General features: G+C 60.0%; 13 protein-coding genes. 9 read left to right on the top strand and 4 right to left on the bottom strand.

Annotated features, from left to right (window positions below; all coding sequences use genetic code 11):
• Window positions 1–7 precede the first annotated feature (7 nt).
• The 7 genes from Q7T64_RS02175 (at window position 8) to Q7T64_RS02145 (ending at window position 5,624) form a co-directional block, all read left to right on the top strand.
• Entirely contained in the window at window positions 8–151 is a 144-nt protein-coding gene (locus Q7T64_RS02175) for an energy transducer TonB (RefSeq protein ID WP_304790422.1), read from the top strand.
• A gap of 6 nt (window positions 152–157) precedes the next feature.
• Window positions 158–916, top strand: coding sequence for a MotA/TolQ/ExbB proton channel family protein (locus tag Q7T64_RS02170; RefSeq protein WP_304790420.1), 759 nt, complete (start codon window positions 158–160; stop codon window positions 914–916).
• Window positions 913–1,332: a biopolymer transporter ExbD gene (locus tag Q7T64_RS02165; protein ID WP_304790417.1), complete on the top strand. Its 420-nt coding sequence runs from the start codon at window positions 913–915 to the stop codon at window positions 1,330–1,332. Before Q7T64_RS02170 ends, Q7T64_RS02165 begins: the two co-directional genes overlap by 4 nt.
• A complete protein-coding gene (gene hemP, locus Q7T64_RS02160; RefSeq protein ID WP_304790414.1) occupies window positions 1,329–1,511 on the top strand; it encodes a hemin uptake protein HemP in 183 nt (60 codons plus the stop codon). Before Q7T64_RS02165 ends, hemP begins: the two co-directional genes overlap by 4 nt.
• A 105-nt stretch (window positions 1,512–1,616) precedes the next feature.
• A complete protein-coding gene (locus Q7T64_RS02155; RefSeq protein WP_304790411.1) occupies window positions 1,617–3,875 on the top strand; it encodes a TonB-dependent siderophore receptor in 2,259 nt (752 codons plus the stop codon).
• A 16-nt stretch (window positions 3,876–3,891) separates the two neighbouring features.
• Window positions 3,892–4,578, top strand: a complete 687-nt coding sequence (locus Q7T64_RS02150) for a Fe2+-dependent dioxygenase (RefSeq protein WP_304790409.1) — start codon at window positions 3,892–3,894, stop codon at window positions 4,576–4,578.
• Window positions 4,578–5,624 carry an alpha-hydroxy acid oxidase gene (locus tag Q7T64_RS02145; protein WP_304790404.1) on the top strand — a complete coding sequence of 349 codons (1,047 nt, stop codon included), beginning with the start codon at window positions 4,578–4,580 and terminating at the stop codon, window positions 5,622–5,624. Before Q7T64_RS02150 ends, Q7T64_RS02145 begins: the two co-directional genes overlap by 1 nt.
• Before the next feature lie 71 nt (window positions 5,625–5,695).
• Here Q7T64_RS02145 and Q7T64_RS02140 read toward each other — a convergent pair whose 3' ends face one another.
• The 4 genes from Q7T64_RS02140 to Q7T64_RS02125 all read right to left on the bottom strand — a co-directional run bounded on the left by Q7T64_RS02140 (window position 5,696) and on the right by Q7T64_RS02125 (window position 7,996).
• Window positions 5,696–6,118: a GreA/GreB family elongation factor gene (locus tag Q7T64_RS02140; RefSeq protein ID WP_304790401.1), complete on the bottom strand. Its 423-nt coding sequence runs from the start codon at window positions 6,116–6,118 to the stop codon at window positions 5,696–5,698.
• 415 nt (window positions 6,119–6,533) lie between these two features.
• Window positions 6,534–7,088 carry a hypothetical protein gene (locus tag Q7T64_RS02135; RefSeq protein ID WP_304790398.1) on the bottom strand — a complete coding sequence of 185 codons (555 nt, stop codon included), beginning with the start codon at window positions 7,086–7,088 and terminating at the stop codon, window positions 6,534–6,536.
• A 152-nt stretch (window positions 7,089–7,240) separates the two neighbouring features.
• Window positions 7,241–7,468 carry a hypothetical protein gene (locus Q7T64_RS02130; RefSeq protein WP_304790395.1) on the bottom strand — a complete coding sequence of 76 codons (228 nt, stop codon included), beginning with the start codon at window positions 7,466–7,468 and terminating at the stop codon, window positions 7,241–7,243.
• Between the two features lie 315 nt (window positions 7,469–7,783).
• Window positions 7,784–7,996, bottom strand: a complete 213-nt coding sequence (locus Q7T64_RS02125) for a hypothetical protein (protein ID WP_304790392.1) — start codon at window positions 7,994–7,996, stop codon at window positions 7,784–7,786.
• 372 nt (window positions 7,997–8,368) lie between these two features.
• On the opposite strand from Q7T64_RS02125, the gene Q7T64_RS02120 reads away from it, so the two are divergent.
• Together Q7T64_RS02120 and Q7T64_RS02115 are read left to right on the top strand one after the other, a co-directional pair.
• Window positions 8,369–8,614 (top strand): type II toxin-antitoxin system ParD family antitoxin, encoded by a 246-nt coding sequence (locus tag Q7T64_RS02120; RefSeq protein WP_304790389.1) that lies wholly within the window; start codon window positions 8,369–8,371, stop codon window positions 8,612–8,614.
• A partial coding sequence (locus Q7T64_RS02115) for a type II toxin-antitoxin system RelE/ParE family toxin (RefSeq protein WP_304790386.1) occupies window positions 8,607–8,890 on the top strand: 284 nt, incomplete at its 3' end. The genes Q7T64_RS02120 and Q7T64_RS02115, both read left to right, overlap by 8 nt.

The raw sequence follows: 8,890 nt of genomic DNA, 5'->3' as shown, positions 1-8,890 counted from the left end.
GGTCGAAGTGCGAACCGGTTCTGGCTTTGAGCTGTTGGACCGCGCCGCCGTGATGGCGGTCTCGCGCTGGAAGTTCGTCCCGGCCAGGCAGGGCGCAGACCCCGTGGGTGCGTGGGTGCTGGTTCCCGTTAATTTCAAACTGAAGGCATGAGCTGTCATGAATGAATCGCTTGGTTTCGCCCATTTCTTAAGCCACACCGACGGCGTTGCCCGCGTCGTTCTGGGCTTGCTGTTGATCGGCTCTGTCGTGAGCTGGTACCTGGTCATTAGCAAGGGCGTTCACATCGTCCGCATGAACCGACGAAGCCAGCGCTTCCTGAAGATTTTCTGGGATGCGCCGAACCTGGAGGCAGTGGCCAGTGAAATCCGCAACAATGGAACGCCGGAGCCGTTTTCGCACCTGCTGCATCACGGCTTTACGGCGCTGGACCATTTGGGCCGCAGGCAGGAAACGTCCAGCCTGGTGGACGCCGGTCCACCCGACGAAATGCTCACGCGCGCGCTGCGGCGCTCGATCGACGAAGACAAGTCGCGCCTTGAATTCGGCCAGACTTTCCTGGCCACCGTCGCGTCGAGCGCGCCGTTTGTCGGGCTGCTGGGTACGGTATGGGGCATCTACCATGCATTGATGGTGATTGGCATGACGGGCCAGAGTTCGCTCGACAAGGTGGCCGGCCCGGTGGGCGAAGCGCTGATCATGACCGGCATCGGGCTTGCGGTGGCGATTCCGGCGGCAATTGCCTACAACAGCTTTGCGCGGGCTACCCGCAATACCCTGGCGAAGCTGAATTCGTTTGCGTATGACGTGCACAACTTCCTGGCCACAGGCATCAAGGCATCGCCACCGCGTGACAATGCCCGCGCCACCAGCGACAAGGTCGCCTCACTGGCACGAGTTCAAGGCGGTGCGCGATGAGCTTCGGAACGATGGACGGCGGCGAGGACAATGCGCCGCTGGCCGAGATCAATATGGTGCCGCTGATCGACGTGATGCTGGTCTTGCTGGTGATTTTCCTGGTGACCGCGCCTTTGCTGACGCATGCAGTCAAGGTCGAGTTGCCGAGGGCCTCATCGGCGCCAAACCTGAGCCGTGCGGACAACATTCAATTGTCGATCAACGCCGCCGGAATGGTCTTCTGGAATGGCCAGGCAGTCGATGCCCCCGCGCTGGGCGCGCGCCTGGCTGCGGTGGCCGCGACGCAGCCGCAAGCTGAACTGCATATTCGCGCCGATCGCACCACGCCCTACGAAAACGTCGCCCGTGTCATGTCCGACGCTGCCCGCGCCGGCGTGGCCAGGATCGGCTTCGTCACTGATCCGGGCCTGCAATGAACCCGCCGATCGCGCCCAAGGCAGCCGCGCCTGCCGAGCCTGCAGCTGGCACTGCGCTGCTGGCAAAGCTCGACAGCGCCCGTCTTTTCGACGGCAAGCGCGAACTGATCATCGTCCATCAAGGAGAGGAATATCGCTTGCGCATCACGCGCCAGGAAAAACTGATCCTGACCAAGTAGCCTGCCTTTCAATCGTTCTGTTTTTCATCACCAGCCAGCCAGATGCAGCGCACGCATTGCTCACTCCAGCCAGCCACTGATTAGCCAATCAACCCGGAGTGACCCATGTCAGCACGTCGCAAGAAACAAATCATCGCCAGTCAATTGCCTGCCGTCCAACCACCTGCGCCGCCAGTCGGCGACAGGGGCAGCCAGCGTAGCCAAGCCGCCGCCTTGTTGCCGCTCGGCGCCTTGATGCTGGCAGGGCTGTCTGCTTTTTCGTCACAAGCAGTGGCGCAACAAACTGCGGGCGAGACGGCCAGGCAACTGCCCGCCGTCAATGTCCAGGCCGACGCCGACAAGCCGGACGGCTTGCGCGGCACCACGACCCGGGTTGGCAAAGTGCTGCAAGACCCGCATGACATTCCCCAGGCCGTGACCACCATCACCAAAAGCCTGATGGAAGAACAGCAAGTGGGCTCGCTGCGCGAAGCGCTGCGCAATGTTTCCGGCATCTCCTTCAATGCCGCTGAAGGCGGTCGGTCCGGCGACAACATGAACCTGCGCGGCTTTTACACGTTCGGCGACATGTACCTCGACGGTATCCGCGACACGGCGCAGTACAACCGCGAGACATTCAACCTGGAACAGATCGACGTATTGCGCGGCGCCGGCGCGATGCTGTTCGGACGCGGCCAGGCTGGCGGTGTGATCAACCAGGTGAGCAAGACACCACTGCGTTTTGAGGAAGTCAAGGTGACCGGTAGCGTGGGCACCCAGGGTTACCTGGAAGGCACGGCCGATATCAACAAGCCGATCAACGACAAGACGGCCATTCGTGTGAACCTGATGCAGCGCGATGAAGGCAGCTGGCGCAGCAATCCGGCCAGCGGCGCGGAGCCGGAACTCCACCGCAAAGGGCTGGCTGTCAGCCTTGGCCTGAATCTCTACACCAACAACCAGTTCTGGATCAATCACTCGCGCTCGACGACCAACGATAACCCGGACTTCGGCACCTCATTCAATGCCGCCACGCGTGAGCCGGGCAAGATACTGCCGGCGAATTACTTCTGGGGCACAGACCGTACGTTCGACAAGAGCGACACCAGCATGACGACGCTGGTCAATGAATACCGGCTGTCGGCCACCAGCCAGCTGCGCACGCAACTTCGCTTTGCGGACTACCAACGCAGCTACTGGGCAAAAACACCCAACCTGAGCACGCCACCCAATGCGCTGGGCGGCGTTGGCGGCAACCAGACACGGGCCACCAATTACAAGACGACCACCTTGCAGTTGGACTACAGCAACAAGTTCCAGGCGCTGGGAATGAAGCATGAAGTCGTGAGCGGCGTCGAGTACCTGAAGGAAGACAGCTATCGCAAGGGCTTGCAAAATTTCGGGAGCATTCCGGCGCCGGATTTCCGTCCTTACCAGGAAGCGACAGCGGGCACGGCAACCAAATTCACCAGCGATTCTTACGCGCTTTACGTGCAGGACACGGTTGAATTCATTCCCAAATGGAAGGCAACAGCGGGGGTGCGCCGCGACCAGATGAATGCGACCTACAGCAGCACCACTTCGCCGCAACTGAAGTTCGGGGAAAGCAGCTATCGCGCCGCGCTGTCCTACCATCCTGCCGTCGACACGCATTACTACCTGGCCTGGAGCAACTCGTTCAGCCCGACGGCAGACCTCTACCAGCTCACTGTCAGGCCACAGCCGGCTGAACGCAGCGGTGTGATCGAGCTGGGCGCCAAGTGGCTGTTGCTCGATGGCGACCTGGCCCTGCGTGCTGCGCTTTACCAGGCAACCAAGAACTGGGAGCGCAACGCCGACCTGGAATCGACTGCTGCCATCCTCACCAAAAAGCGTCGCACCCGTGGCCTGGAGCTGGAAGCAGCCGGACGCATCAGCGAAAAATGGGACGTGTTCGGCGGCATTGCGTTAATGGACGCCAAAATCCTGGAAGTGGCCGAAAACGTGGACCCCATCAGCGGCGTGATCACGCAGGCAAACCCGGAATACGCAGGCAAGCGCGCGCGCAATACGCCGCGCTACACGTTCAACCTGTGGAGCACCTACAAGCTTGGCGGCGGCTGGAAGATTGGCGGCGGCGTCGAGGCCAAAGGCGATCGGGATGCGGTCAATCCGAGTGGCGCCGGGGCGGTACCGACGCTCAATGGCAACTACCAGCCCAACAACGCGCCAGCCTATGCGCGCTGGGATGCGATGGTGTCTTACGAACAGGCGAAATGGACGCTGCGCCTGAACGTCAAGAACCTGTTCGACAAACTCTATTACGACGCGGTCTATGACAACGGCGGTTTTACCGTGCCCGGCAACAAGCGCAGCGCCATGCTGAGCGCCGAATACAAGTTCTGACAAACCAGGAGCAGTGATGCTGGTCACGATTGAAGACGTATTGACAAAGGAGGAACTGGCAAGCGCCCGTCAGTTGCTTGGGCAGTCGCAATGGGTCAGCGGACAGGTCACCGCTGGTCCGCAGGCGGCGCAGGTAAAGAACAACCTGCAATTGCCGGAGAATGCCGCAGCCCTTCCGGGGCTGCGGCAATTGGTGCTCGATGCGCTGAACCGCACACCGGTTTTTTTTGCCGCTGCGCTGCCGCTGAAGATACTGCCGCCATTCTTCAATCGCTACTCGGGCGCCAGCAACACCTATGGATTCCATACCGACAACGCCATGCGCCTGGCGCCGGACCGGCCCGGCACCTATGTGCGCTCGGACATTTCGGCGACCTTGTTTCTTTCGGAGCCGGAAGACTACGACGGCGGCGTGCTCACCATCGACGACACGTTCGGCAAGCATGGCGTCAAACTGAAGGCGGGAAGCCTGGTCGTCTATCCATCCTCATCCATCCACGGCGTGACACCGGTGGGCCGTGGCGAACGAGTGTCGTGCTTCATGTTCATCCAAAGCATGGTGCGCGACCAGGGACAGCGACAACTGCTGTACGACATGGATATGGCGCTGCTGAAGTTGCGGCAGGAAGTCGGCGAAACCGAGCCGGTCGTCAAGCTCACCGGCACCTATCACAACCTGTTGCGGCGCTGGGCGGAAACTTGATGTCCTTGTCGCCGGCAGCGCCAGCCATGCAAAGTGTGCGGGACTATTTGCCACTGGCGAAGGCGCGCCTGGATCCCGGCATCTGGCGCTATCTGGCGGACGGTGACGGCGCCGGCGATGAACAGGCCCTGGCCGATATCCGCCTGATGCCCCGGCCACTGCGCAAGCTGCGTGGCGGGCACACGCGGCTGACTCTATTGGGGCAGGAGCTTGCGCATCCGATCCTGCTGGCGCCGGTTGCCTATCAGCGCCTGTTTCATCCGGACGGTGAAGTCGCCAGCGCAATGGCCGCCAGCGCGCAGGGCGGGCAGATGCTGGTCAGCAGCCTGGCCAGCCAGCCTTTCGACGACATTGTGCGCGCAGCAAGCGCAGGCGGGGGCACGGGGCCCTGGTTCCAGCTTTACTGGCAGGGCGACCGGGCGCGGACATTGCGGCTGCTGCAGCGGGCCCTTGCCGCCGGTTGCACGGCCGTGGTGCTGACCGTGGATGCGCCGATCAAGCAGGCCACGCTGCAACTGCCGGATCACATCTCCGCGGTGAACCTCGAGCCAGGCGAGCCGCCCGCGACCAGTGGCAGCGCGGTATTCGACGGCTGGATGGCGCAAGCGCCCGCTTGGGACGACCTGGCCTGGCTGCGCGGGCAAACGGCATTGCCCCTGCTGGTGAAAGGTTTGCTGCACCCGGACGATGCTGAACGGGCGATCGCTGCCGGCTGCGACGGGATTGTGGTGTCCAACCACGGTGGCCGGGTGCTGCAATGCGGACCGATCAGCATTCACGCACTGCCGGCCGTGGTCGAACGGGTCGATGGCCGGGTGCCGGTCCTGTTTGACAGCGGCATTCGCAACGGCCGCGATGTGTTTGCCGCGCTGGCTTTTGGGGCGACGGCAGTACTGGTCGGCCGGCCCGCCATATGGGGCCTGGCGGCAAACGGGGCGATGGGCGTTGCCCATGTTGTCCGCTTGCTGCGCGATGAGCTAGAGATGACGATGGCATTGACTGGATGCGCGCGACTTGCTGACATATCGCGTTTGAGTGTTTGCTGATTGCCATCCGGTGCACTGCCTGCAACCGGCGCGATGGTCAGACCGCGCCACCGCGCCCCGGAGCGCGGAGGCTACATCGTGAAGTCGCCGCTCGCCTCGGGCTGGAACAAGATCGCCAGGATCTCGGCCGCCTTCGGCTCGCCGCCAGGCGTCGACCAGTGCGCAAGCTCGCCCACACGCAAGCCGAGCAGGCTCCAGCCAACCGGCGACAGCACGGAGACGAAGCCGGCGTCCGGCTCGGCGTCTTTCGGATAGCACACTGTCAACTGCGTGCGTTGGGCCGTTGCCTGGTCCAGCAGCAGGACCTGGGTGTACATCGTCACCACGTCGGGCGGAACCTGGCGCGACGGCAAGGTGGCGGCCTCGTCAAGCATCGTATCGAGGGCCTGGGCGTTTGCGGACGCGGCAATGCCGCGCAGGTCGCGCTGGATCAGGTTCTTCAGTCGCACATGGTCCAGTTCAGTGACCGTACGGTTTAGTTCGGAGCTTTTCATTTTGCACACCTTCAGGTTGCGGTGCGGCATCGGCATCGGGCAGACGCACACCATTGCGCGGGCTGGGCGCCCGGCGATCGAAGAGTTGCGCTAGAAAGGGAGGAGGATTGATCGCCGGGCTTGGGAATGTGCGGCGGGCTGCCGCTTACAAGGCCCGTATCCGACGCACGACGGCGGCACATCCCCGAGGGATGCGCGCACGGGCGCTGCGCAGGTGAAGATGGAATCCATGCAGGGATATTAGCCCAGTCTCCATTGCGCTGCAATTCATGGCGCAGAAAGACCGGCATGATTGCTTTGGCGGTCAGGCACTGTGCGAGCTTGAACGCGGCGATGAAAAGAAATGGGGAGACTGCCTATCGGCAATCCCCCCATTCTCATTACTGCGGATCAGCGCAAAAACGAGATCGATCTATCAGCGAGTTTCGCGATTGGCCATTTTGCGTTCCACTTCGCGACTCAGCATCGCGATCTGGCTGCGCAGTGTCTTGCGTTCCTGAGGGGTGACGCGGCCATCCTCCTTGTAACGTGCTTCAAGGCGAATGATTTTGTTTTCTTTCGCAATCAGCTGATTCGATTCGCGCCGCGACAGATCGCCGGACGTGATTCCCTGCTGGATGCGCGCGTGCAGCTGCTGCATTGCGTCGTCAATGGCTGGCGTTGCGCTTTGTTGCTGCCCGCGAACCTCTCGGTTTGCCATTTTTGCCTCGACCTCGGCGCGCATGTTGTCCAGGTCACGCCGCAAGGCCTGGCGTTCCTCTGCTGTCGCCGTACCATCCTGCTTCATGCGGATTTCGCGGAACTGGATATCACGTTCGCGCTGATAAAGCGCCTGCTCTTCCTGCTGGCTGATATGGCCCGATGCGACGCCTTGCTGGATGCGGGCGCGAAGCTCTTGCTGGGTATTGTCGATGCCACGTGTTTGGGTGTTTTGCGCCAGGGCGGGTGCAGCACCCATGATGGCAAACACGGCAGTGGCAACCAGGGACAGCGTGAGTGATTTCGTATTCATGACATTTTTCCTTTAGGGTTCATCTCGATTTGCACGGCGTTGGTCCGTGCCAAATGAAGAAAGAGTGCGACTGAAATCAAGAACCGGATGCCGCCGCAGCAGCATCTGGATTAGTAGCGATATGGATTGTCGGGCCGACGATCGTCGCGGTTCCGTACGCCGTCGCCATCACGGTCGCGCCGCGTGGCCTGCGGGTATTGTCCCTGCGGATATTGGTTGTACCCGCCTTGGGTAGATCCGCTTACGGAAACCCCGACGTCGCTGACCGGCAATGCCACACAGGCGGACAAGAGAGCAAGAGTGCCTGCCGCTGCCAGGGTATAAATTAATTTTTTCATATTTGATCCTTGTTGATTAAGTTCGGCTTGTGGCAAAGTGATGATTCAAGTCAGTTAAAGAATTAAATCTCAGTCAAACTGAACTATTCATTTTCATGATGTCCTTTTCCTGTTTATATATTACAAACTAGGAAGCCATTTTCAACAATGGGTAAAAAGTAATAAACGTTACGAGATGTGTGCGGCTATGGACCAAGATTAAGTGAAATGTTTTCCGACTTATCCAATCTGGAAAGTGCAATCAGTATGGGCTACAAATCACTTAACTTCGGTGCGCTGACGCACATAGAAAAATAGGGTGCATGCACCGGGAAGTCAGAGGGCTTCCTTGGTCATGATCTGGCTGGTGAGGATGGCTATTGGGGAGATCGCTTCTTTTGCATGTCCGCTTCGGGACGCCAGAGTACGCGCATCAAAGTAATTGCCGAGCAAAAAGGTTTTATATAACCCGGACGGGCGTCGGAGAAAATGAAAAATCGGTGCGTTGTATATGGCGATATGCCAATTGGCAAAATCGAATTTATTCATCTTCAAGGACGCTTTTAGCCAAATTTAAAAAGTACGGCTCTGGCGGACATGGGATTGGTGGGATTTAACTAAGCAGATGAAGGCCGAAAAATAGGCGAATTCTTCTGTCGCCTGGTCGATCCAGTCAGTGAAGGCACTGTAAGTTACGTCGCGGTGAACTTCGGTGAGTCTGCACGCATAGGGGGCGGCGGCGTTGAGGCGCAATCCTGACTGCATGGACATGTCGTTGCTAATCGTGTTGCCAGGCTCGCAAGGGATTGGGCAAACCGGGCCGGACGCTTGCATCGAACGCGCACTTTGCACAATTTTGCGCCATAATGCGTGGATAGTATGAAATTTTCATACTATCCACGCATTAGAGGAGGCTACGCTATGGGAACCGTGCGCAAAACCATCACTTTGACCGACAAGCAAGATGCTTGGATCAAAACGCAGATTGACGCTGGTCATTACACCAACGACAGCGAATACATTCGCGACCTCATTCGGCGCGAACAGGAACGTAGCGCGGAGATTGAAGCCGTTCGTGCTGCGCTGCTTGAAGGCGAGGCCAGCGGGGAGCCAAGACCCTTCGATGCCGCTGCGTTCAAGCGGCGCATGCGGGCCCCGCGTGGCTGAATATCGCCTTACCCTGGCCGCCCAGCGCGACCTTGAAACGATTTGGACGCATACCTGCCGGGCGTGGGGCGAAGAGCAGGCCGATCGTTACATCGACGTGTTGACGGCGGATTTCGCCGAGTTGGCGCAGTCACCCAAACAAGGAGACCCAATCATGCTTACCCTTCGCAAATCGCAAGAGCGCGGCTATGCCGACCACGGTTGGCTGAAAAGTTACCACTCATTTTCGTTCGCCGGCTATTACGATCCCGACCATATGGGCTGGGGCAACCTGCG

It is taken from the genome of Lacisediminimonas sp. (assembly GCF_030645335.1).
Classification (GTDB): domain Bacteria; phylum Pseudomonadota; class Gammaproteobacteria; order Burkholderiales; family Burkholderiaceae_D; genus Lacisediminimonas.
The sequence above is the reverse complement of the archived record's forward strand: the minus strand, read 5'-3'. Positions and strand labels throughout refer to the sequence as shown.